This is a genomic window from Salinivibrio sharmensis (assembly GCF_001995985.1).
Classification (GTDB): Bacteria; Pseudomonadota; Gammaproteobacteria; order Enterobacterales; family Vibrionaceae; genus Salinivibrio; species Salinivibrio sharmensis.
This window is the reverse complement of sequence record NZ_MUFC01000025.1, coordinates 1-21,813: the sequence shown is the minus strand read 5'-3', so window position 1 is coordinate 21,813 and position 21,813 is coordinate 1. Positions and strand designations below refer to the sequence as shown.

Below are 21,813 nucleotides of genomic sequence, written 5' to 3'. Positions count from 1 at the left end.
CGAGCCCGGTTTGGTAACATCCCTCTCCCGCGCCTGCTTAGGCTTTTTCGTCTACGTTACCTTGCGGCGCTTTAGACACCATCACCATGGCTGGACGCACGACTCGACCGTTTAGTTCATAGCCTTTTTGCATCACCATCATTACGGTGTTTGGCTCATGCTCGGCGCTTTCTTGAATGGTCATCGCCTGATGCAATTCTGGGTCAAACGGTTGACCTTGAGGGTCGATCGCTTTCAAACCAAACTTATCAATGGTGTCCATCATGGTTTTCAGCGTCAGCTCTACCCCTTCAACCATTGGCTTGATTGATTCGTCTTCCTTGTCGGCCATTTCAACCGCACGCTCAAGGTTATCAATCACAGGTAAAAGCTCACCGGCAAATTTCTCTAAGGCAAACTTGCGTGCTTTATCCACTTCTTGCTCGGTGCGACGACGCATGTTGTCAACATCAGCGCGAGCACGCAGCACACTGTCTTGCTGCTCTTGCACCTTAGCTTCGCTCGCCTCGAGAGCAGCTTCCAGCTCAGTGATGCGCGCAATCATGGCCGCCGTTTCTTCATGTTCAATGTCTGCACCACCACTTGCTTGTTGCTCAGCGGCCTGCTCTTTACCTTTGGCTTCAGCAGCTTGCGCATCTTTCTTCGCTTCCTGCTCTTGCTTCACTTTCTGTTCTTCGCTCATGATCACTCCGACACAAATGGCATTGCCCAGCACGCCACTGGGACTATTCAACTTGATTGACGAAAGTATTATGGGGATGAATCTTCATGATTCAACCGCCCACATAACGCAAATCACGACAATCGCTTTTTTACCGCGTTATACTGGGCACAAATAACGATGAGATCCTGATTATGTCGACACCATTCCAGCGCATTGCCCTGATTGGCAAACCTCGTAACCCGGAAGCGGTTAACACACACATCGGCCTTTATCACTGGCTAACTGAACGCGGTTATGAGGTGTGCATTGATACACGCTTGAGCGCCAATCTTGGCTTGCCAGATGCCCATTATTTGGATCTCGTGACGATAGGCCAACACGCCGACTTGGCCATTGTGATAGGTGGGGACGGCAATATGCTTGGCGCCGCGCGAGTACTCTCTCGCTGCAACATAAAAGTCATCGGTGTTAACCGCGGTAATCTTGGCTTTCTCACCGACTTAGACCCCGAAGCCTTTGAACATGCGCTAGAAGCGGTATTAAATGGCGACTACGTGGACGAAGACCGTTTTTTGCTCGAAACCGAAATTCATCGCCACGACCAGGTAAAAAGCCACAACGCCTCATTGAATGAAGCGGTACTTCATCCTGGACAAGTCGCACACATGATTGAGTTTGAGGTGTACATTAACGAGCAGTTTGCCTTCTCACAGCGATCAGACGGGATCATTATTTCAACCCCCACAGGCTCAACCGCATACAGCCTATCCGGCGGTGGCCCTATTTTATCTCCCAGCCTCAATGCGATTTCGCTTGTGCCTATGTTCCCACATACATTGTCGAGCCGCCCATTGGTTGTCGATGGCAACCGCCGTATAAAATTACTGGTTTCTCCTGACAACCGTGGGACACTCGAAGTGAGCTGTGATGGCCAAGTCTCTCTGCCGGTTAATCCAGGAGATGAGGTGCATATTTACAAAAGCCCCGCCACCCTCAAGCTCATTCACCCTCAAGATTATAATTATTACAACACGTTACGAAAAAAACTGGGTTGGTCTTCCAAGTTGTTTTAAGCCAACTGTTTCTTGCCTATTACATCTATCCGATAAAAAGCAGGGCTTCCTGCTTTTTTAATGCGCAATTTTTGTGCGGCTCATCCCATTCACAACAATTCTCGCCACACAGTGTTCACTGGATGAAAAAACAGTATATACTGTATCTATAAACAGTTGTCGATAGATACAGGTGTCTCTCTATGTTAGCCGATATAACCATTCAAAACTTTGCCATCGTTAAATCCTTGGAGCTCGAGTTTAGTAAAGGCATGACGGCGATCACCGGTGAAACCGGGGCGGGTAAATCTATTTCTATCGATGCGCTAGGGTTGTGCCTTGGTGATCGTGCCGATGCCAACATGGTGCGCCCGGGGGAGAAACGCGCAGAAATTTCTGCCAGTTTCACCCTCGAGCAAAACAGCGCTGCACGTCGCTGGCTGCAAGATAACGAACTGGAAGACGGTGATGATTGCATATTAAGGCGAGTGATCACCAAAGAAGGCCGCTCACGCGCTTATATCAACGGTAACCCCGTACCTGCCTCACAGCAAAAAGCGCTGGGGCAGCTATTGATAAATATCCACGGCCAACACGCGCACCAACAACTGTTACGCCCTGAACACCAAATTACTTTGTTGGATCAATACGCTGGCCACCAAAGCTTGCTAGATAAAATGGCAACACGCTACCAGCGCTGGCGCCGCACTAAAAATGAACTAAAAGCACTGATCAAGAAAAAAGACGACATTGACGCTCAGCAACAGCTTTTGGAATATCAAGTGGGTGAGCTCAATGAACTCGCATTGGGCGAAGAGGAATACCAGCAAATTGAAGAAGAGCATAAGCGCTTGTCAAACAGTGGCGATATCGCCATGACCAGTCAGGCGGTGGTGGATTTACTCAGTGATGGCGAAGAGACCAACACATTGAGTTTACTGACGGCGGCCCAACAGCGCTTAAGTGAACTGGCAGCACTAGACAGTCACTTTTCGCCGCTCGCTGAAATGCTCGAAGAAGCTCGGATCCAAACCCAAGAGACGAGCCAAGAAGTAAGTGGCTATCTTGACCAACTCGATATGGATCCTCAACGCCTTCAGTATCTAGATCAACGCATGAGTACCATCATGGGCTTGTCTCGCAAGCATCATGTCCAACCGGAAGCATTGTATGACACCCACCAGCAGCTGATTAAAGAGTTGGAAAAACTGGCACATAACGATGAGGCCATTGAGCAGCTTCAAGCACAAGTGGATCAACAATTCGCAGATTGCCTCGACACCGCTGAAAAGCTGAGCAAGAGCCGTCGTCGCTATGCCAAAGAGTTGAACAAATTGATCACGCAAAGCATGCACCAGCTGAGCATGGAACATGGTAGCTTCGAGATCCAAGTCGAGAATAAAGCCGAGACCCACCTTAGCCCACTAGGCGGTGATGCGGTGGCATTTCTTGTGTCGACAAACCCAGGTCAGCCTTTGCAGCCGTTGTCTAAAGTTGCTTCGGGCGGTGAGCTGTCTCGGATCTCGCTGGCCATTCAAGTGATCACCGCCCAGAAGGTTGAAACACCAAGCCTTATCTTCGATGAAGTCGATGTGGGGATCAGTGGGCCAACCGCCGCGATTGTAGGCAAACTCTTACGTCAGCTTGGCGACTCCACCCAAGTGATGTGTGTGACCCACCTGCCACAAGTTGCAGGCTGTGGTCATCAGCAGATGTTTGTAGCCAAAGATACTGATAAAGGCAGCACCACGACCCGTATGTATCCGCTCGACTACAAAGCACGTATTAGTGAACTTGCGCGATTACTGGGTGGCAGTGAGATCACTGAGCGCACCCTGGCCAATGCTGAAGACCTTCTTGTCGCCGCCTAGTCTTCTACCTCATGGCGAAACCTGAAGCGAGAAACGTGCACTGAGGCCACGTTTCTCGCTTATTTCCTTACACCTGTCGAACTTTTTCACGCTATCATCGTCGAAACGCTAGTCGTCAGCAGGTTTTTACATATATTCCCTGCTTCATTATACTCGGGACGCATCAGTCGCAGACTACACGGTCACCGACAGACATGATTTGCCATCAAACAAGACAGTGAAGATATTAACTATGGGTTGGACTAAAGCCGCCGTTGCCTCTCTGATGGCGATTGCCATGATGGGTTGCTCTTATGCCGAAAAGCTGGTTTATCGCGTGGATATAAACCAAGGTAATTACATTGAAGAAAAGGCCGTCGACGCCTTGAAATTTGGCATGACCAAGGAGCAGGTAAAGTTCCTTCTCGGCCCACCTATGCTCGTTGAGTCAGGCTATCCTAACACTTGGTACTTTGTGCAATGGCAACAACCTGGCCATGAAGCGCCAACACAAAAAGATCTGGTGCTTTCATTCGATGATAATAATCAACTCGTCAACATGGATGGTGATTTCGAGCCGGGCGAGCAATTTTTCGAGGCCGTTCAGTAACGGTGCCGCCACATACTCATCCTTTAGTAAAGGCGCCGATCGGCGCCTTTCTTTTTGACCCGTTACGAGCGCTTGCGCTGAGTATCCACACGCCCACCAGTAACAGGATCCGCTTTTCCCTCTTGCTTCGCGCGCTCGGCGCGGCGACGGCGGATCTCTTTCGGGTCGGCTTGCAGCGGCCGGTAAATCTCAATACGATCGCCATCGCGTATTTGGGCATCTAGCTTCACTGGCCGACTAAACACCCCAACCTTGTTGGTCTCAAGGTCAATTTCCGGATAGGCGCTTAAGACACCTGATTGACGAATAATGTCTTCTACCGTCGAGTCTGGCTTCACCACGCAGTTGAAAATACGTTGCTCATTAGGCAACGGGTAAACCACTTCAACATGCAGCAACGTCTCTTCACTCATAAATCTCTTTCGCTCGCTCTGTAAACGCCTTCACCATACTGCTGGTTAACTCGCTGAAGATGCGGCCAAAGGCAGCTTCGACCAAGCGGTTAGTGAACTCAAACTCGAGGTCGAGCTCTATCTTGCACGCATCACTTGATAACGGCGTGAATTTCCAGCCACCACTTAAGCGTTTGAATGGCCCGTCCACCAGTGTCATATCAATACGGCTGTTATCCACCAAATAATTTTTGGTAGTAAATGTTTTCTTAATCCCTGCTTTCGCGACATCTAAAGATGCGACCATGGTGGTGTCTGTATGCTCAATAAGACGGGTGCTCACACACCCAGGCAAGAAAGCAGGATAGGATTCAACATCGTTCACCAAGGCAAACATTTGCTCAGCACTGTACGGCACTAAAGCCGAGCGGATGATTTGCGGCATAGGGACTCCTTGCAAGTTAACCGCGAAATAATACCATCGAGACTGATTTAGACCAATGCTCGCAACCCACATCACGGATAAAGTCAGACTCTTTATGCCACTGAGTGCGATAATCCTTTCATTCTTCGATATATCGCCTTTATAATGCGGCCACTATGGCTAAGAAAAACGCAAAGAACAAAGCAAGTAGTAACACTATCGCGCTGAATAAAAAGGCACGCTTTGAGTACTTCATTGAAGATGACTTTGAGGCGGGGCTAGAGCTGCAAGGCTGGGAAGTGAAAGCACTCCGAGCAGGAAAAGCCAATATCAGCGAAAGCTATGTGTTGCTAAAAGACGGGGAAGCCTTTTTGTTCGGGGCAACCATTACCCCGCTTAATGTCGCCTCCACACACGTGGTGGCCGATCCGCAGCGCACCCGTAAGCTATTGCTTAAACGGCGTGAGCTTGATACCTTGCTCGGTAAGGTAAATCGAGACGGTTTCACGGTGGTGGCGCTGTCTTTATACTGGAAAAAATCTTTTGCTAAACTCAAAATAGGCTTAGCGAAAGGTAAAAAATTACACGACAAACGCGACACGGCGAAAGACAGAGACTGGCAGCGACAAAAGTCCAGGATCATGAAAAACGCAGCGCGTTAATCGTTGACGCGGTAGATCAATGTGTTAGACTCTGCCGCTCACACTCTGGGGCTGATTCAGGATTCGACAGGATTGAGAAGGCCCGTGGAGCATGCCGAGGGGCGGTTGGCCTCGTAAAAAGCCGCAAACAAATAGTCGCAAACGACGAAAACTACGCACTAGCAGCTTAATAACCTGTTGAGTGCCTATCCTCCCTAGCCTCCGCCTGTAGGACGGGGATTCAGGATAGTCAAAACCAAACAGGATCGCGTGGATGCTTTGACCCAAGAGCTGAAGCGTTAAAACTAAGTTGGGTATGTCTTTGTGTGGCGTGTTTGTCCGCAGCACACTGACGAGATTAAAGACAAACTAAGCATGTAGCGCCATTGGCTAGACTGATTCTGGACGCGGGTTCAACTCCCGCCAGCTCCACCAATTTTATATTCAAAGACGTCTACGGACGTCTTTTTTATTGCCTTAAATAAGTTAAAATCAATAACTTAGCGTTCATCAAGGTCCATAGAGGTCCACCAACCGCTTTGATTTTTAGGTACACCGAGGTGTACACTGATGAAAATGGAGGCTGAGAGGTGTACCCATTATGGCTAAAATCATAGCTAAGCTTACGGATAAGAAGATAAAAGCGGCAACGCCAGAAGAGAAAGAGTACCTACTCTATGATGGCGACGGGCTCAGACTAAGAGTTAAACCAACCGGCTCTAAGCTTTGGCTTTTTAATTACCTGCGTCCATTCACCAAAAAGCGCACCAACCTCAGCCTCGGTGCCTATCCCACTGTTACCCTATCTCAAGCGCGTAAAGCAACCATGGATGCAAGGGCCCTCCTCGCTCAAAACATCGATCCTAAGGAACACCGTGAAGAGCAACAAAGGCAAGAGATTGCGCTCACCGAACATACGGTAGAGAAAGTCGCCTACCAGTGGTTCGAGCTGAAAAAAGAGCAAGTGACTGAGGGATACGCGACCGACATATGGCGCTCTCTGGAACGCCACATTTTTCCAAAGCTTGGCGCTACTCCCCTTTCCAAAATCACTGCCCCTATGGTGATAGATGCCTTAAAGCCCATTGAAGCATCGGGCAGCCTAGAGACATTAAAGCGCTTGGTCCAACGACTAAACGAAATGATGAACTACGCGGTTAACTGTGGCCTTATCCACGCTAACCCGCTATCGGGCATTGGCGCTGCATTTAAAAAGCCCAAAAAGAACCATATGGCGGCGTTAACTCCCGATGAACTACCAGAGTTAATGCAAAAGCTTGCTTACGCGAATATCAAACGAGTTACCCGGTGCCTAATCGAATGGCAGCTACACACCATGACGCGGCCAGCAGAAGCGGCAGCTGCACGATGGGATGAAATAGACTGGGATAACGAACTATGGATTATCCCGGCGGAGAGGACAAAAAAAAGAAGAGAACACCGGATCCCACTCACAGAGCAGATGCTGGCGATATTAGAAGTGATCAAGCCGATAAGTGGCCATCGTGATTTTATTTTTCCTTCAGATCGTGATCCGCAAAAGCCTTGTAATAGCCAAACGGCCAATATGGCACTAAAACGAATGGGGTTTGCCGACCGGCTCGTGAGTCATGGGCTACGCTCCCTGGCAAGTACAACACTGAACGAGCAGGGTTTTGATGCAGACCTCATCGAGTCCGCACTTGCCCACGTTGATGACAACCAGGTACGGAGTGCATATAACCGGACAGACTACATCGAACGCCGACGCCCAATGATGTGCTGGTGGAGTGGACACATCGAGCAAGCGGCTAAAGGCAGCCTATCAGTGACTGGGACTAAGCAACTGAAAGTGATCTAACCGTAGAGCCCGATAAAAACTCGCTACCTGAATACTCTGCGCTCCCTGCGTGGGAGGCCATCTACCCACCATACCGAAGCCGGGGTGTGGTTAGAGCGCATCGAATAAGGGTTTTACGCTCATTTTAATAAACTAAAAATCGCTCTGGGTACGGCGTGGGGTACGGGGACCATTAAAACCCTCAAATCTCATTGCCACCCAGGCACTTTTACTTAGCCTGTATGAATGTACAAGTATTGGGTTTATTACTGGCTTTTAGCTGATCAATAGCAGGAGAGGTGACAATATCGATGGGTCAGCTTTACGTCGGCGATAACGTCGATAAGTGGGTCAATTTTAAACTGGCGTTGACAGCACTATGTTAGCAGCAAAAACGAGGATAACTATCTGCACTTTTCAAACTGACAGCGTCTCACTTTGAGTTTGAGTCTAAGCCAAATAACTTTTTGATAGGGGGAAACCACGTATCAGCATTTGAGTGCCACGCAAAAGTCCCTATAAACAGAGCAACTAACCATCCCACTATCGTCTCTGAGCTATAACAAAAAAAGAGACCGCAGCGATTAGAGCGAATCTACCAAGCAAGCCAAAGAAAGCTAACGCCAGAGCTGCCATCTGCAACATTGCCTCAACAAAACTGAAAAGTGTCATACTTTAACCAGAAAGCCGTTTATTATCATCAATATACATAGAGACCGAGTGATCCTCTTCAGCCTCACCCGCTCTATTCACCTGGCGCCAATACATAAGCATAGACACTAAATCTCACCATCGTCGACACTCTGACTCGTGCCCTTAGCAACCAGTTCACCATTCATTGGGTTTAACCGATAATTCATCAACGTGTCATTTATAATCGCTTCTGCAACTCTTTTAATTGTTAAAAATGGTACATTAAACCACTCTCTTGGGTGATAGGTTCGCCCATTTACATCAACCAAAGTAAAATCTGAGCGCCGAGGTGCTAGGAATGCGTGTAAAAGCCTCTCAACGCGTTGCAAATTAGCGCCATAAATTTCCCACTCTGCAACGACCTCAATAGGCCCTTCAAGGTAGGTTTTTTGACCTTCTGCTCCTTGTAAACGATCTTCAAGAGAGCGCGCCGTCAACCCCACTTTATAGAGATCACGTTGTTCTCGTATTAACTTATCTGTACGTTTCGATCGTAGAACATAGATAATGCCCTGTGATTGGTCTCGATGTGTCAGTCCATTAAAACGATCTGCAACAATGTCAGGATCGACAATACGCTGGCCTGGTTCATATCCTCTCGATTTATAACCGGTCAGAGCTCGACCTAAAGAGTGCTTGTAGGGCGTCATTTCGGTGCCATTGTCAAATATAACTCTAACCCGATAGGCAGTAGGGCCAGATTCTCGCTCTTCTTCCGCTGTGATGGAGTCGACCAAACACATCTGACCACGAAGGAAAAAATAATCTCCAACCTCAATCTGACCTCTTTGTTGAAACGGCTCAATACTGGCAATGCCTTCTGCGATACGGCCTCTCATCCGGTGAAATAAAGGAGCAAAAAAATCAAAGTCATGACAAAGCTCGCGATCTGCTATCTCGTCGGGGTTCTTACGCGATTGCTGATATCCATCGATATGTTTCATCTCAAACACATCATCAGCCTCAGAGGGCATATTCAGAAAACCTAATAGATCTTCGTCAGCAAGTACCTCGTCCAAAGAAGAAAACTCGTCTATTTGTCCACCTTTGTCATCAATATCGTCTATTTCGCACTTTAACTCAGCACCGATTGAAGGACTTGATTCGAGTACATCAGGCCGATGAGATGTATTATTGTCAGGTTTTGTATTACCTGTCTCGTCAACTGGTAGAAGGTAGTGACGATCTGCATCATGCAGTTGAGAGACTAAATCCGGGTCACGCCGCACTCCCTTTAGATTAAGGCCTAATATCCGCTCTTCCGTTCCTGGAGCAGCACTAGGCTCAGGTTCACGTCCATGTGTGTCGACAAACTCATTAATTCGGTCAAAAAATTCGTTTCCACTAGTTCGTTTGGACCTAGGGCTCTTTTGAATGTTTTCCTCCTCAAGGAGCCCTTCGGGTAGGTCTTGAAGTAACTCATCCAAAGTAAGTCGTTCGCTACTCATCCTTTTCTTCTCCTTATGAAACCGCTTGCTTCTTCTTCAGATAGTTCTCGACAAATTGCGCTACCTGAGCAAGCCGTTGTTCATATGGATCATTTGCGTCGTGTCGTGGTCGGCGTTTCTTATCTTTGAAGAATTCCTTGAGTCGAGGAAGCAAAATAACAGCCTCATCCTCGGTCACATCATTACGCGGCAGTGTTAACGCGTCCTTTACACGCGCTAAACGATCTGGAGTGAGGTGTTTAGACAGGATTTCCTCTCCACGAGCGAAAGGATTAATATGAGATATCATGTCGAGGTTCACGTTGTTGATGTTAATGAACCGGCTTCCCACTTTCAGGAACTTTTCGCCTGCTCGCCCGGAAGGGTATGTTTCACTTCCTGTCTCTCCACTATCAAGTTCGTATCTAGAAATGAGTTTGGGCTCAGGAACAGAATTCGCATCGGTATAACTTTCGGTCTCCTCTTGCCCATCAACCGTGTAGTCACATGGCGGTTTTTCTCCAACAACATCCGCATCTGGCGGCAAGTCATCACCGTCTATCAAACCACCTGTAGCCTGCGCAGCAAGACTTAAGTGTATCTCTTGAGCTAGAAGGTCAATCTCATCATCTGACAAGTCTGCTTCCCGCATACGCAGAACGGACTTGATGTCTTCTTCACGAAGCAACCTACCCTGATTCTCGTCTCCTGCCATCAATTTCATTGCGCCTGGCGTAGCCGTAATGTCAGCAATGTACTCTGCAACGCCACCTTCGAGGATATCAGCACACCGATTAGAAACAGGCTTATTTTCGTCCTCGATAATACGCGTTCCTTTGGGCACGTTTTCACCGAGTTTAATTCTTGAACGAGGCTTGAACTTAATCGAGGGTGCTAAGACTTGCTCCATCAGCAGTGAAGCAGTGATCGCCTTGAGTAATGTGTTCACTGCCTTTTTACGGTCTTCATCAGCGCCATCAGGCATAGCAATTAGATTTGTGAACTGCGCATGTCTTTTACCTTCAACATCACGAGTTGCGCGGCCGACTATCTGTACCACCTCTGTCAAAGATGAACGATAACCAATGGTTAAAACATGCTCACACCACGGCCAATCGAAGCCTTCTTTAGCCATTCCCAAGGCGATGATGATATCCATCTCATCCCTCGATGTGATGTTTTGAAGGTAATCTACCGTCGCATCCCGCGATTCCTTATTATCATCTACGAGATTAGCGACAAGAAGATCTCTGCCATCATTGGTCGTGACCCGATTAATATTGGCATTCCCAATTCGCTCTCCTACCACCCCAATCTGATCAAGGATACGATCGACTTCCTCATGCTTACCAATTGACTCAGACGAGTTCACATTGGGAATATGGATGATCGTCTTCTTCGTGGTATCCAGTGCGTTATCAAGCGCATCAAAATAAACGCCCTCATAAAAGTGGTAGCCTATGCCTATAGACTTGAGATGGCGGTATCCGTTTAGCTGGTCGTAATAGGTATAAGTGACAGTCTCAAACTGAGCTTCATCTTCCGATTCAAGAATGTTTATCCCATCGCCTCGGAAGTAAGAGCCAGTCATTGCTACGATGTGGGCATTGGAGCCTTGCATGATCTCGTCAATCACTCGCCCTAAAACATTGGCTTCATCAGCTGAGACATGATGAAATTCATCAATACCAACAACTGTATCGTTGAACCGTGACGGATCTGCTATCTCATCGACAGCAAACCTTAATGTCGCGTGGGTGCAGACCAGCGTTTCATCATCAGAATCTAGAAAGCGTTTAAAAGCCTGGATCTTACCTTTTCCTAAATCATCACCTGCCCCACAAAGGTTATTACGACCCTCAAGATGCCAGTCCCATGCAAAGCCCCCCTCACTCAAATTTGTGGGCTTAAATGACGAGCCAATTGACCTTTCAGGCACAGCAATGATGGCTTTCTTGAGACCTTGTTTGCGGAGCTTATCTAACGCTAAGTACATTAACGCCCGACTTTTTCCCGAGGCAGGAGGCGACTTCAATAGGAGGTATGGCGCGGAGCGGTGCTCGTATGCCATGGCCTGCATCTCTCGCATCCCCATATGGTTAGCCTGAGTACTCGCACCGGTTTGCTTATATTGGATAGTTATGTCGGATGATGGCTTACTCATGCCTTATTCTCCTTGGCAATCAGGGTTTCGTAGCGCTTAAATAAGTATTCTAACCGCTCATTATCATTGCGAAATAAAGTCGCCCTATAGGTATTCTCTACAGCCTCATCCAGAGATCGATGTGCTTCTCGAAGGTCGTCAGGCATCTTTTCGGGATCATACAAATCTGCCATTGTCTTCGTCGGATACAAGGCTCGGGTATCTAAGACTTCCTGAGCCTTACTCTCAATATCTTTGCGCTGGCTCACGGTTGGTGCTGGCCAGGGGAAGGTGTTGTAGACAAGCGTATTGGAATAGCGATATCGAGTCTCTAATCGACCTGCAACTGTCTTCAACCAAAGCATATGCATACGGGTCTGAAGTATTGCAAAGTCATATAGCCCAGCATTAGGAATAATCTGTACAAGATTTGTGGCAATGATCCCTGAACCAAAAAATCCAATCGGTGCATATTCTCTTCGTTCAGAAGTTACGCTCGGCACTAGAATAAAACGCGAGGGATTAAGGAGGTCACGAAATTGATGAGGACGCTCAGCAAGCTTTCTAGCTCCTGCGTCTCGACTTGATTGCCTTTTCTCTCTTACTCGTTCAACGCGTTGCAATACCAATGGCATTGCATCAAGCTCATCTTGTGATGCATCAGCCAACCACAAGCACCAACGTTCTTTTCCTTTGAGAAACTCATCCGCGCCCATCAAGCGCTTCATCCAATGCTCAGCATGGGGCTCCTGATCAATCAAAGCCTCTCGATCGGCTGTGGACAAAATCAAGTTACCGCCATCAAGTGGCTTACTCCCACTCATCATGGGTAACGCTTGAGCAAGCGGTTTTCTGCGATCGGTGACGACAGTATCAGTGCCAGACAATAGATAAGGGCTGATATTTATTGGCTGCGTCTTCTCCCATCCTCCATCACTTCGCCTTGTAAATAAAAACCGAACTGGCTCGGGCTTCATAGTAAGCCCAATAACAGAAACATGGACACCAGCCTGATCGCGTGCATTATTGCGCCACTTAAACCCTTGGTAAGCAAAACGAATCTTGATTCCCAGCTCTAAGATTGGTGGCCAAAGCGTAGCAACTTGTACCCCTTGATTGATTGAATTTGTTGAGACAAAAGCGAGTTCCGCGATCGCCTCTCGGCCCTTAGCTAAAGAGAGATAATTTGCACCGAGCCAATACCAACATGACACAAAATCTAGATACTTATGCTTTTTAAAGCCTCGGAATACTCGTTCCATATCTTCAGCCTGCTCATCTGAGCGCTTACCTTGACCGTGGAAAGGAGGATTGCCAATAAGATAAACTTCATCTCCCCTATCAACAGGGCAAATACTCGACCACGGCTCACTCAAGGCATTACCACAAGTGATATTACCACCAGCTTTTAATGGTAATGGGGGGGATACGTCGCCAAACTTTTCGCGAAACGCCTGATTGGCTTGGTGCTCTGCAATCCACAGCGATAACATGGCAACTTCATGAGCAAAATCATGAATTTCAATGCCATAAAACTGAGACAAGCGAATGCCGGATGTGCCAACCATAATCGAGTCTATACTCCCGGCGGCGCTCTCACCCCTAGCCTCCTGAAGCGCCATAAGAACATCCATTTCGATACGACGAAGCTCTTTATAGGCGATAATCAGAAAATTACCGGATCCGCAAGCTGGATCAAATACTTTGATTTTATGCAAGCGCTTCAGCAAGGCCTCGAGTTTCTTTTCATTCCCTCTTGCGACATCCAAGTCATCACGCAAAGGGTCCAGAAAAAGAGGAGCTATCGTCTTCATAATGGTGGGCACACTGGTGTAATGCTGGCCCAAGTTAGAGCGCTTTTCTTCTTCCACCACCGACTGAAACATTGATCCAAAAATATCCGGATTTATCTCATTCCACTTCATCGAGCCGCAATCGAGCAACACTCGTCTCGCTTTAGCTGTGAAAACTTTTGGAGCAGGCTCGTTGCTTTTGAAAAGTCCACCATTGACGTACGGCAGTGTAGCTAGGCTATTTGGCAAACGCTCTCGTTCCTGAGCATCATCAGGCACATTCATTACATTGAACGCCGCCTGAATTACGTCGCTTACATTTGACCCATCTTTTTCTGTGTGCTCAGCAACAAGTTTAGTGAACTGGTTCTGCTTTAAAATGCCAGTATCTTCGGCAAAGAAACAAAACAGAAGGCGTGTAAGGAAAACATTCAACCCATGAATTTCTTCAGATGTCTCAAACTCATTTGCCTCCCGAATCTCATCGAAAAGATGGCCGAGCATGCGCGCCGCTTTAACATCTGCTTCCAGCTCACGGAAATCTTCGACCTGTTCATACCCTCGCCCGTAAATAGGCAAAAAAAACGCATAATGGCGATCCAACTCCATGAACGGCGCTTCCATACGCTCCTTCTTAAGCACGCTCCAAGCAGTGATGGTGTTAAAATCGGTGATAATGACGACGCGGGGGTCATCCTTTTTACCAGCGATAACACTAGGATCGTTAATTCGTTGAGTTAAAACTTCGTGAACGTCACGACCATCCTCAACGGGCTCAAAGAAAAAGCTTTGACGTACTGCGATGGCACCCGGAACTTTAGCAACGTTGGTAGTCGGGTCTCCATTTCGTAGTTTAGTTATAGTCGTTTTGGGTCGCTCTAATGCATGCAGAAAATCATATATGAACTCGTCACGCTCAGAATGAATGGCAGCCTTCTCTGCTGCACGCTGGAATTGCTCCATCAACTGGCCATGATTCAAAGCCATGATGCCTCCAAAAATAGTGTCTAGGTCTCTACCAATGCTTGGGTAGCAACTTTTGAGTCGATAATAGTTTTAACTTCGCTATACAAATCCACATCAACCTCTGGAACGGAGAGTGACACTACTAACGCGTAGCGAGCTTTTGAATGGTACTTTTCATGAGCCTGTCGGGTCTTCCACCAGCCATTAGCAGGATAAACGGCTATCTTTCCTCGTGCAGCAAGATCTGCAGCACTACCTCGCCAAACATCTTTGTGAATTGATCCTCTATGACGTTGCTGCTTTCCTAGTAACCAATTTCCGTCGGCTAAGGATTCCGGTTTTTCACCCTCGGCCTTAGCATTAATCCTTAGCATGAACTGATGGTCAGATTCACCCTGGTGCTTAACGTCGAATCTTAACTGATGGCTGGCATAACTGTATTTGTCTAATGCATTGCGACTAGATGGATTTGGCTCGATAAAGTATGACAAAGTAATCGTGAGCTCTACATCCGCTTCACCAACTTTTTGTAGTTCATCAACGGGCCATGGCAGGTCATGTAGATGCATATCTTTAGTCTTAGCTTTTCCCGGTTTTGGTCTTATGTATGGCTGCAGTTCATCCTGAACCACCATATATAACGAATTGCTTGCGCTGCTTAGTGCTTTATCCAAATTGGGTACACCAAAGCCAACTTTGCGTACCAATTTGGCCATATCAGCTTTTCTAATGTTGCCATTACCTCGCTCCGCAGAAATCAGTGAGTACATTTCATCCGTCCAATCGGCGGAGTGTACCGTTAGAGCCCTTACTGTTTCAGGCCAAAGCTTTGGATACTTCGATAGGATCTGAGCAGCAAACCTTGCAGCTAATGCAGTAGCAGCACTGGTTGCATTTGCACATCGAAAATGTCGTCTAGAGAAGTCATGATTGGTTGTGAGTAGCTCTAAATCTGGCATACCAGCACAACCAATATCGTCTCGCCCAATATTACCGCCCTCGAACACAATCTCTGGCTTAATCGGCGAATTTTTCCTTTCCCACTCAAGAGATGTAGTTGAATAGGGAGAAAGCCCCCCTTTGGGTGCCAATGGTTTATAGTCGCCTGGTTCTGTTATGACATCTTTCTCGGTATATGCGCCGACAGTTAACACATTCCAAGCTTGAGCAGGGTCATGTACATCGCTTAGATAATTACGCTGTGGATACTCAAAGCTTCCGACAGGGGCTGTATTCCCTGCACAAACAGTGAACAGCCTAGGAAGTGTCCCTTCGCCCAGAAAATCGACCGCAAGCATATCCATTGCACTCGACCACGATGACGCCCGGCCTCTATCCGTTCCTTTTCCTGATGACAGTGACATGGAATAAATTCGTGAACGTTCGGGTTCATAGATCTCTATTTCTGATACCGCATCTTCGGTTACTCTCCCCAGAGACTTCCCAGCATTATCACCATTAAATCTAATGGTTTTCACTGACTCTAGCCGATGGGTAATGGTTTCAGTATTTGTCGAGCTTAACTTATCAGTGAGATCTCCCCACATCGCTAAACCAGCCATACTTGTGCCATGACCTATCGCATCAGTAGGATCATCGTCATCTGTTATTGTTCTCTGATCTGGCAAATCAGCAAAGCAAGACAGCAATGGGTGCTCTACGTTCACGCCGGAGTCGATTATGCAAATATAAGGGGAGTCGGCTGTATAGGTATGATTTAGACGGTTAAGAAGCTCATCAGACCACATCTGCTGCTCTGTAGGCTCCATCGCATCAAAAAATTCCGCCGTGACCTTCGGGTAACGTATCTCTGATACCCTAAAGAGGAGTGTTGCATTTTCTTCAAGCTTTCTTTGACTAGCTTTTACTTGAACAACAGTGTGTTCAGGAAAACGAAGCTGAACTTCAGAGACCTCAATCTCAGCGAGTCTCGCTAATCGAGAAAAATCAGAGACTATTTCAAGGTAGTGGTTATGGGTTTGGCGACTATTCCTCGGTGTTGCTAACCATACTTCCCACCAAACATCCGCTTCTTTGTCTTCGGGCAGAAGACTGATATCGTCAGCCCAGATAGCAGAGAAAGCAGCACGCTTGATAGATTTTATTGAATCAATCAGTTTTTGATGGTCAGCCGCGACACCGTTCGAATTTTTTTTGTATTTTTCGTAATCATTCAGCTTTTTTTGATAGAAGCTTAACTTACCCTCTGGCACATACGCCGTCGCAAGAGTCGTATTCTGTCCATCTTGCTCCACTGTTTTGACATTGTGTAGCACAATACCTTGGGGATCATTAGCAAGACTCTGAACGGCCATGCCAACGTCTGGAAAGCTTTCAAACTCAACCTGAATACCAACGCCCATTGAGAGCTCCGATGCAGGAATGCTCCGTTTAAGGTCCGTTAAGTCAGTAGCAACATTTTGGATATCTTGGCGTAGCTTTTCGCTGTGAGAAGCCCTGTCCTGAGCAGGAATCACTACCTTGTTTGAGCCTCCTGGGGAGCGAGACGTAAACTCATGAGGACTGCCGGAGGAGCTGAAAAAGAAGTGGGGTTTATCAAATTCGTTTTTTTTGGCCATTCAAAATCCTTTTACTCCATAAAGTGCTGGCTAATACTTTTCCTATCCTCAATGGCCTGCATCAGCATTTTAGTGCTAATTGAGCTGTAACCATGAATCAACATTTCTTTGATTGCATCATTTGCAGCTAAAGTTATCTCTGCATTGCTCAACCCTTGAGCAATCGTGGGAAGCCGCTTCCAAGAAAAATTCTTCGCTACGTATGGCTCTAAACGAGAACGAAACAGCTTTGTTATTTCGTCTTCCGACGGCAATTCATATCGAACCACATCATCAAAACGACGAAATAACGCATGATCTAGCGCTTCAATATGGTTTGTTGCGCAGACTATGACGCTATTGGAGTCATCTTGCTCAATCATCTGCAAAAAGCTATTCAGAACACGTCTGGCTTCACCAACATCATTGTTCGAACCACGATGAGATCCTAGGGCATCAAACTCATCAAAAAAGTAAACACCACGAACTTCTTTTATCGTATCAAATATTTGCCGAAGCTTAGCAGACGACTCACCGAGATATTTTGTAATCACAGCATCTAAACGAACCTCGAAAAGAGGAAAGTCTAGTTCTCCAGCTAAAACTGACGCAGTAAACGTTTTCCCTGTACCAGGCATCCCTGCCAGCAGGAGCTTTCTCCTGGGAGAGAGGCCGTGGTTCTTGAGCGTTGTTAGATGCTTTTGTTCCTTGACCAACCGCTCTAATCGCCCTTTAACGGCGCTAGATACAATTAAGTCTGAGAAGCGCAATTGAGGATGAGTTGTAACCAGTAAGCCAGAAGCATCTTTAACACCAGCTGCAATGGAAACCGGTAAATTGCTCGCGCTTCTCTTCTTCGCTTTTTCAACTAGTCCTTTCAGCTCTTGCGCAAGCTTGCCATGACCATTCCTAGCTTCATGAGCAGCTACCTGGAGCGCAACAGAAACGAACCGGTCGTCATCTCTGTCAATATGTGATTGCAGCAAAGCTTTGATATGGTTGGAGCTAGCCATAGGTTATTCGCAATAGTGAAAAGTGATTACAGTATAATGATACATTGAAACCCCTTTTTCTTCTATAGACTAGGCGTCACAAGGGGCGTCAAAGCTGGCAATATTTAGCGCAAGGTGAGGTACCCAGTTTACTCTTTGACTCTAAAATGCCCTAGTCAGAAGTCCACCGCGCTATCCCTCTCCGCTATCCTTGCCATCACCCACTCTTCGACTTCACTTTCTACCCACGCGACCGCTCTGCCTCCAAGGGGCACACTTTTCGGAAAGGTGCCGTCTTTCATCAGGTTGTAGATGGTTGAACGGCCAAGGCCTGTCATGTGTTTTACTTCGCTCAATTTAATTAATCTCATGATGTTACTCCGTTATTGGACTCATGAGATTTCCGCGCACGTAAAGATTTACCGGTTTCACCCTCCCCTCTTGCACCCACTCTCCTAACCAACCTGATTTCAGATATATGTCATCGATACGCATAGCCACATCAATCACTTAAAGGAGACTCCCTATGCGTACGTCACACACTCCCCTGTTTACCCCTGCAGACAACTACCCTGCCCATCAGCCATCTGAGTTGAACCAGCTCTTAGAGCACGCGGCAGAAGCACTGGCACAAAAGTACAAACGCGAAGGCACCTTCACGAGCCCTAACAACGTGATGGAGTACTTAAAACTCAAACTCGGCGCGTATGATCGTGAAGTGTTTGCGTTGATGCTGCTGGATAACCAACATCGGCTAATACAGTTCGATATCCTGTTCTTTGGCACTATTGATGCCGCGTCTATCTATCCACGCGAAGTGGCGAAAGCGGCACTGAGTCACAATGCAGCCGCCGTTATCTTTGCGCACAACCACCCATCCGGGATTGCTGAGCCGTCACAGGCAGACCGCCATATCACTGACAAATTGATCAAAGCGTTGGGCCTTATTGATGTTCGCGTTTTAGATCATGTGGTTGTCGGTGAAGACTGTGTGTCTTTCGCCGAGCGAGGCTGGATCCCAGTCGTGTAGCGGCTTCACAGCCCATTTTTACACGTCACGTATGCACACAGGCAGCGATACCTTTCCCTGCTTCTCATTATGTTAAAACGGGAAGCAGCCAACCCTGGCGCAACAAGGGTCCGGCTGTCGCTGCCGCTCTGTGCTTCTCAAAACCTCCATCTGTGAAGAAAAAAGGAAGTAAGCCATGTCAGAAGTTCAAGCCATCAAAGATGCTGAGACTGTTCAGCTTATCGGCCACCTATTGAGTATTCGTTATCATCGCCAAATGGCCGACGTCTGGTATATCGGGTTAAACCTGGCGTTACGTATCTCCGATCTGCTTGCGATTCGGTTCGACGATATCCATGGTGACCGATTGCAAATCAAAGAGCGTAAGACAGGTAAGATTGCTGATATCCAGCTCAACCCCAAAACACTGGCGCGCATTGAAAAGATACGGGCAGACCATCCTGATCACGTCTACCTGTTTCAATCTCACCGCTGTCAGCAGATTAAGCAGTTGCCGCCTAAACCGCTCTCTCGGCGCGCTGTTACTCTCGCCTTTCAACAGGTCGGGCAAGAGCTCAACCTCTCGTTAGGGACGCACTCAATGCGAAAAACACGCGGTTATATGTTGTATCAAGCCACAAAAGATATTGGTCGGGTGATGAAAATGCTGCGCCATACCTCAGAAGGCATCACGCTTCGTTATATTGGTATTACACAGGAGGATGTCGACAATGATTTTATTGCCTTAGAGATATGAGGTAAGGCCGCACCATGACAGTACGGCCGACGGGATTTTAAATATATATCATCAATAAAAAACGATTGTGCACGATTTACTTGGTGCTAGAACCAAAGCAACGAAACCCCTCGTTGCGACGCTTGGTTCTTTTTTTGGCTAAATAGCTTAGTCGATAGAATATATCTTTATACTCCTGCTCAGCGCGCTCAGAGCTCTCAGGGCGTCCGTGAAGGTAGTAAATGCTATTATCAGGGATATGCACTAACCCCATCGCTTGATTGTTACACAGGCCGATTGCCTTCGCCCAGGCACGGACAATGATATTATATAAACCATCACCGCATTCGACGTTCTCAAACTTCCCCCAGCAATAAAACCTATCCTTGTTTAATACCAACGCGAAATGATAATGATCGTTGTGTGAATGATTACGCTCCCTTGCCCAAGCATATCGCACCTTACAACGATGCACCCGCTTACCCTTCGCTCGCTTCTCACACTCTTGCTTTGCCATTTCTAATTCAATAGCTCGAATAAATCGTTTAATCGTGCCTTTTTTCCATCGCTCGAAGGAGAGGGCCTCATCACGCTTCAGAAAGTCATCAGACTCATCAGTAGCTGGAAACCTTAAGTCAAGACGAGCAACAGTGAGGTTATTATAGTCCTGATAACCATCAGCTAACATATTGCGTATTTTCTCTAAGTAACGTGCCTTACATTCATTGATAGGTAGAAGGATAGGAAAGTCTTTGTAGGTATGTGTGTCCATCTCATGCTCCTCTGTGAGTACTACAAAGGAACACTAGTTAGATTATTTTTTACCTTATCTTCTTTACTGGTAATGGGTATATGAAGAGAAGAGCTAATACGTATATTACTATACCGACAACTCCCCTTACTCCTGTGACCATGTCACCCACCAGCCAACCTAGCCTCTCCCTCTGTCACCGACGATCTGAGCATGTGGAAGTTATGAGCCTATAACTACCTAAATCTATGTATCCCAGAGGATACTCTAGTCATTTTAGTCACCTTATAATCACTCCAGTCACCTTATAATCATTTCAGTCACCTTATAATCACTAAAATCAGATCCCCACTGAATTAACGTGACACCAATCACACTTATTAATCCACTTTTAAAAAGCCACTTTAGGTAGAAAAAAGTAGGTGTTATAAGAAATAAAATATAAAAAAGGAGAAGCACTGAAATGCTAAATAGAAAATTATCTGCACATCTCGCAAGGTCGATAAGAACGGAAAGGGATCTCCTTTTCTTTTTGCGGAAGTTCAGAAACAAAGGCCTCTTAGAATCAAGTGACGAGGAAGAAGAAATAATAGCCGAAGAATTTGAGATAAGCCCCAAAAAAACAATAAATGAAAGACTCCTCCAGCTAGTAAAAACAGACGAAAACAAGATCAAAAAAACAATAGAAAAAACAAAAATAGAACTACATAAAAGTAAAGTGAGAAACTATGACTTCAAGAGTATATTAAGCGAAGAAAGAAAGATTAATTGGCTATGGTGCTACATAATAAAAAACATAAACAAAGAGATAGGATACATTTTATATAAAGAGACAGACACAGGGGTTGTCACGGATATAGAAATAACAAAACCTCTAAAAATAGAAGGCATTTATTTGCAGGAAAAACGCCAAAGCACAACAGAAGAAAAAAGAAAACAAATAGAGAACTGTCTCATTCATTCAAATTTTTTAGAGCATGAAGAAAAACTTCTGTCAAATCATTTAAAAAATGAATGGAGAAAAAACGCCAGAAGGACTGAAATGATAAAGTGGTTAGATGGCTGTCACAGCAATCAGCTCATGTGGGCTTATGATTACATAAAAAAAAGATACGAAATAAGATACACTTGGACACCTTCAAGCAATGAAGACATGAAGTCAGTCATTGTTGCTGTCTATGACCTCATCCCTGAAAATACAAAAAAGAAATTTTTCGAAAATTTCAGACATGCTTGGAATGTAAAGAAAAGTAAAGAAAGAAAGAAAAAAAACGTAGTCCTATTGGAAAACGC

The 21,813-nt window shown here is 46.4% G+C and carries 18 protein-coding genes and 1 other RNA gene; 9 read left to right on the top strand and 10 right to left on the bottom strand.

All coding sequences use genetic code 11. From position 1 onward, the window contains the following. Positions 1-37: 37 nt before the first annotated feature. Positions 38-682, bottom strand: a complete 645-nt coding sequence (gene grpE, locus BZG74_RS14810; RefSeq protein ID WP_077579582.1) for a nucleotide exchange factor GrpE — start codon at positions 680-682, stop codon at positions 38-40. Positions 683-855: 173 nt separating this feature from the next. On the opposite strand from grpE, the gene nadK reads away from it, so the two are divergent. The 3 genes from nadK (at position 856) to bamE (ending at position 4,176) form a co-directional block, all read left to right on the top strand. Beyond that, entirely contained in the window at positions 856-1,737 is an 882-nt protein-coding gene (gene nadK / locus BZG74_RS14805) for an NAD(+) kinase (RefSeq protein ID WP_077773282.1), read from the top strand. A gap of 182 nt (positions 1,738-1,919) precedes the next feature. Continuing rightward, positions 1,920-3,587 (top strand): DNA repair protein RecN, encoded by a 1,668-nt coding sequence (gene recN / locus BZG74_RS14800; protein ID WP_077773281.1) that lies wholly within the window; start codon positions 1,920-1,922, stop codon positions 3,585-3,587. 232 nt (positions 3,588-3,819) lie between these two features. Further along, entirely contained in the window at positions 3,820-4,176 is a 357-nt protein-coding gene (bamE, locus tag BZG74_RS14795) for an outer membrane protein assembly factor BamE (protein WP_046075182.1), read from the top strand. Positions 4,177-4,238: 62 nt separating this feature from the next. On the opposite strand, the gene BZG74_RS14790 is transcribed toward bamE, so the two are convergent. Continuing rightward, the gene (locus BZG74_RS14790; RefSeq protein WP_077773280.1) at positions 4,239-4,589 is read right to left on the bottom strand and encodes an RnfH family protein; all 351 of its coding nucleotides are present in this window, start codon (positions 4,587-4,589) and stop codon (positions 4,239-4,241) included. Continuing rightward, positions 4,582-5,013, bottom strand: a complete 432-nt coding sequence (locus BZG74_RS14785) for an SRPBCC family protein (protein ID WP_046075180.1) — start codon at positions 5,011-5,013, stop codon at positions 4,582-4,584. The genes BZG74_RS14790 and BZG74_RS14785 overlap by 8 nt, the downstream gene beginning before the upstream one ends. Before the next feature lie 155 nt (positions 5,014-5,168). Here BZG74_RS14785 and smpB point away from each other — a divergent pair, with 155 nt between their 5' ends. The 3 genes from smpB to BZG74_RS14770 all read left to right on the top strand — a co-directional run bounded on the left by smpB (position 5,169) and on the right by BZG74_RS14770 (position 7,473). Then, positions 5,169-5,654, top strand: coding sequence for an SsrA-binding protein SmpB (smpB, locus tag BZG74_RS14780; protein WP_069362793.1), 486 nt, complete (start codon positions 5,169-5,171; stop codon positions 5,652-5,654). A gap of 47 nt (positions 5,655-5,701) precedes the next feature. Further along, positions 5,702-6,068, top strand: a transfer-messenger RNA (tmRNA) gene (gene ssrA, locus BZG74_RS14775). A gap of 166 nt (positions 6,069-6,234) precedes the next feature. Then, positions 6,235-7,473, top strand: a complete 1,239-nt coding sequence (locus BZG74_RS14770; protein WP_077668379.1) for an integrase domain-containing protein — start codon at positions 6,235-6,237, stop codon at positions 7,471-7,473. A 758-nt stretch (positions 7,474-8,231) separates the two neighbouring features. Here the strand turns inward: BZG74_RS14770 and BZG74_RS14765 are convergent. From BZG74_RS14765 to BZG74_RS14740, 6 genes are all read right to left on the bottom strand, one after another. Beyond that, positions 8,232-9,593 carry a GIY-YIG nuclease family protein gene (locus BZG74_RS14765; RefSeq protein ID WP_077773279.1) on the bottom strand — a complete coding sequence of 454 codons (1,362 nt, stop codon included), beginning with the start codon at positions 9,591-9,593 and terminating at the stop codon, positions 8,232-8,234. Positions 9,594-9,606: 13 nt separating this feature from the next. Continuing rightward, positions 9,607-11,736 (bottom strand): DEAD/DEAH box helicase, encoded by a 2,130-nt coding sequence (locus tag BZG74_RS14760; protein WP_201247397.1) that lies wholly within the window; start codon positions 11,734-11,736, stop codon positions 9,607-9,609. Further along, entirely contained in the window at positions 11,733-14,495 is a 2,763-nt protein-coding gene (locus BZG74_RS14755) for a DNA methyltransferase (RefSeq protein WP_077773278.1), read from the bottom strand. The genes BZG74_RS14760 and BZG74_RS14755 overlap by 4 nt, the downstream gene beginning before the upstream one ends. Before the next feature lie 20 nt (positions 14,496-14,515). After that, complete coding sequence (locus BZG74_RS14750; RefSeq protein WP_077773277.1) at positions 14,516-17,053, bottom strand: S8 family peptidase; 2,538 nt, start codon at positions 17,051-17,053, stop codon at positions 14,516-14,518. 11 nt (positions 17,054-17,064) lie between these two features. After that, entirely contained in the window at positions 17,065-18,045 is a 981-nt protein-coding gene (locus BZG74_RS14745) for an AAA family ATPase (RefSeq protein ID WP_077773276.1), read from the bottom strand. Between the two features lie 155 nt (positions 18,046-18,200). Further along, the gene (locus tag BZG74_RS14740) at positions 18,201-18,395 is read right to left on the bottom strand and encodes a helix-turn-helix transcriptional regulator (protein ID WP_077773275.1); all 195 of its coding nucleotides are present in this window, start codon (positions 18,393-18,395) and stop codon (positions 18,201-18,203) included. Positions 18,396-18,550: 155 nt separating this feature from the next. Here BZG74_RS14740 and radC point away from each other — a divergent pair, with 155 nt between their 5' ends. Both radC and BZG74_RS14730 read left to right on the top strand, forming a co-directional pair. Further along, the gene (gene radC, locus BZG74_RS14735) at positions 18,551-19,054 is read left to right on the top strand and encodes a RadC family protein (protein ID WP_021024425.1); all 504 of its coding nucleotides are present in this window, start codon (positions 18,551-18,553) and stop codon (positions 19,052-19,054) included. A 175-nt stretch (positions 19,055-19,229) separates the two neighbouring features. After that, positions 19,230-19,790: a tyrosine-type recombinase/integrase gene (locus tag BZG74_RS14730; RefSeq protein ID WP_077773274.1), complete on the top strand. Its 561-nt coding sequence runs from the start codon at positions 19,230-19,232 to the stop codon at positions 19,788-19,790. Positions 19,791-19,866: 76 nt separating this feature from the next. Here the strand turns inward: BZG74_RS14730 and BZG74_RS14725 are convergent, their stop codons facing one another. Then, positions 19,867-20,541: an inovirus Gp2 family protein gene (locus BZG74_RS14725; protein ID WP_077600570.1), complete on the bottom strand. Its 675-nt coding sequence runs from the start codon at positions 20,539-20,541 to the stop codon at positions 19,867-19,869. Positions 20,542-20,983: 442 nt separating this feature from the next. Here BZG74_RS14725 and BZG74_RS14720 point away from each other — a divergent pair. Next, a partial coding sequence (locus BZG74_RS14720) for a hypothetical protein (protein WP_077773273.1) occupies positions 20,984-21,813 on the top strand: 830 nt, incomplete at its 3' end.

Coding starts and splice junctions, on each gene's coding strand:
- grpE (WP_077579582.1), bottom strand. CDS start 682: ATGAGCGAAGAACAGAAAGTGAAGCAAGAGCAGGAAGCGAAGAAAGAT.
- nadK (WP_077773282.1), top strand. CDS start 856: ATGTCGACACCATTCCAGCGCATTGCCCTGATTGGCAAACCTCGTAAC.
- recN (WP_077773281.1), top strand. CDS start 1,920: ATGTTAGCCGATATAACCATTCAAAACTTTGCCATCGTTAAATCCTTG.
- bamE (WP_046075182.1), top strand. CDS start 3,820: ATGGGTTGGACTAAAGCCGCCGTTGCCTCTCTGATGGCGATTGCCATG.
- BZG74_RS14790 (WP_077773280.1), bottom strand. CDS start 4,589: ATGAGTGAAGAGACGTTGCTGCATGTTGAAGTGGTTTACCCGTTGCCT.
- BZG74_RS14785 (WP_046075180.1), bottom strand. CDS start 5,013: ATGCCGCAAATCATCCGCTCGGCTTTAGTGCCGTACAGTGCTGAGCAA.
- smpB (WP_069362793.1), top strand. CDS start 5,169: ATGGCTAAGAAAAACGCAAAGAACAAAGCAAGTAGTAACACTATCGCG.
- BZG74_RS14770 (WP_077668379.1), top strand. CDS start 6,235: ATGGCTAAAATCATAGCTAAGCTTACGGATAAGAAGATAAAAGCGGCA.
- BZG74_RS14765 (WP_077773279.1), bottom strand. CDS start 9,593: ATGAGTAGCGAACGACTTACTTTGGATGAGTTACTTCAAGACCTACCC.
- BZG74_RS14760 (WP_201247397.1), bottom strand. CDS start 11,736: ATGAGTAAGCCATCATCCGACATAACTATCCAATATAAGCAAACCGGT.
- BZG74_RS14755 (WP_077773278.1), bottom strand. CDS start 14,495: ATGGCTTTGAATCATGGCCAGTTGATGGAGCAATTCCAGCGTGCAGCA.
- BZG74_RS14750 (WP_077773277.1), bottom strand. CDS start 17,053: ATGGCCAAAAAAAACGAATTTGATAAACCCCACTTCTTTTTCAGCTCC.
- BZG74_RS14745 (WP_077773276.1), bottom strand. CDS start 18,045: ATGGCTAGCTCCAACCATATCAAAGCTTTGCTGCAATCACATATTGAC.
- BZG74_RS14740 (WP_077773275.1), bottom strand. CDS start 18,395: ATGAGATTAATTAAATTGAGCGAAGTAAAACACATGACAGGCCTTGGC.
- radC (WP_021024425.1), top strand. CDS start 18,551: ATGCGTACGTCACACACTCCCCTGTTTACCCCTGCAGACAACTACCCT.
- BZG74_RS14730 (WP_077773274.1), top strand. CDS start 19,230: ATGTCAGAAGTTCAAGCCATCAAAGATGCTGAGACTGTTCAGCTTATC.
- BZG74_RS14725 (WP_077600570.1), bottom strand. CDS start 20,541: ATGGACACACATACCTACAAAGACTTTCCTATCCTTCTACCTATCAAT.